This window comes from Sulfitobacter undariae, assembly GCF_014196805.1.
In the GTDB taxonomy this organism is placed as follows: domain Bacteria; phylum Pseudomonadota; class Alphaproteobacteria; order Rhodobacterales; family Rhodobacteraceae; genus Sulfitobacter; species Sulfitobacter undariae.
The window spans coordinates 1-1,638 of the sequence record NZ_JACIEI010000039.1 but is presented as its reverse complement, the minus strand read 5'-3'; the positions used below and the strand labels follow the sequence as shown (position 1 = coordinate 1,638).

The following is a 1,638-nucleotide window of genomic DNA, read 5'->3' as shown; positions in this document are numbered from 1 at the left end:
CGCCACTCAGCACTGGGCTGGAAAAGCCCTGTCGCCTTCGAACGAAAGGTGGCTTAAACGAGCACTTGGGGCGGCACTAAAGCGTGACAGGTCCACATCTAACGAAATTATGCGAGGCGGGTGGGTCTCTGCTCTGAGCCAATACAATATTGAAAATAACTCGATTGGTGCTTCATCTTCTACGGCCGGTATTTTTAGCTATGCTAAAAGCGACCGAAAAGGGGCGGAGTTTGCGATACTAAGCTATGAAATGAACGAGCACACAATAGCAAGAAGTGGTCTGCTGTCGCATTCTGAAATTCGAGAGAACTGGAGGTGGCTAACATCCAAATTGCGCCGAGATGGGACCACTCCGATCATACTGATTTTACCCCGTGCTACTAACAATAAAATGATAACCACCGTGACACGGGATCTTCAGAGAGAAATTGCGTTAGAGTTAGGAGTTCATGTCATTGACTTGTCAGAGCTGTTTATCGATGCAGCCCGTATTAGGGCTTCGATTGAGGGGCTGATGCAAGATAATTCACATATGACGTTACCTGCTGCAAAAATCGTCGGTAATATTATCGGAAGGTGCCTTGACGATTTGAGGGGAACCAATCGAGACGTCCAGATTGATGTTCCGCTTGATACTGAGTTTCAGGTAGTCTGGATGCATGAATACGCCAAGGATAATCAGAAGATTAAGAGGAAAACGTCCGTAACATCCGCAATGTTAGTTCAGTTAGAGGAGCACCAAAGCCTAACTATTCCTTGTCCCGACGGGGCTGAGATTGTAGCCGTGGTCGTGAATAGACTAGCATCTGGAGGAATTTTAAAAGTTGGAAAGACTGCGAAGAAGTTAGCTTTCTGTAATTCACCCGAAGATGTTGGAAAGTTCATGTTAGTAGTAAGCGATTTCGCTGGTGGTACTGTCGTCACGGGTAACAGCCTCACTATGTGGGTAGAACGTGATGGATGTGTTACAGAACCTACCCATATGGCAAAAGAAATTGCAGATGGCTATGATCCTATGATTGAGATAGAAGCTATTATCCTCAAAATTCACCTAGAAAATAATGATGTGCAGCCAGCATTAAGTCACGCTGCAAGTGGCATAGATTTAGTTAAAAGAGTTGTTACTGACACCGATGTAACAGAGTTATCAAAATTGTAAGAAATGGGCGTTGTTGCACGATCAGTAAACCTCCCCCTTCGAAGTGGTCCGCCCTTATAGTTAGGAACGGAAGGACCAGAGATGGCGGAATGGGCACGGAACAACTCAAGGAACTAAAGCGGCTACAGAAAGAGAGCGAGCGCCTTAGGCGTGCGGTTTCTGACCTGACATTGGACAAGTTGATCCTGAAAGAAGCCGCATCGGGAAGACCACTGACCGGCAGGTGATGTTTGCATCACCGAGAGGGATCTAGGCCCGTCACATCGGCGTGCCTGCATCGATCACGTTCGTAGTCAGCTTAAAGTCTCTGAGCATCGTGTCTGCCGTATATTGGGCCAACACCGATCCATGCAGCGGCGGTTGCCACGAGGGCGTGCTGACGAAGGTAAGCGGTGCGTCGATCCCACCTATTTGACGTAATTCCACGGTAGCAGATCGTTGATCTGGCTTTGTTTGTGGCCTGCAACGATGGCTGTGAG

At 47.7% G+C, this 1,638-nt stretch carries 1 protein-coding gene and 1 pseudogene; both read left to right on the top strand.

The features are described 5' to 3' along the window. Window positions 1-1,159: SGNH/GDSL hydrolase family protein (locus GGR95_RS18760; RefSeq protein ID WP_184568390.1), on the top strand; the 1,159-nt coding region annotated here is incomplete at its 5' end. Between the two features lie 71 nt (window positions 1,160-1,230). Then, window positions 1,231-1,543, top strand: a pseudogene (locus GGR95_RS19000) (hypothetical protein); the annotation flags it as partial. Between the last annotated feature and the right edge of the window lie 95 nt (window positions 1,544-1,638).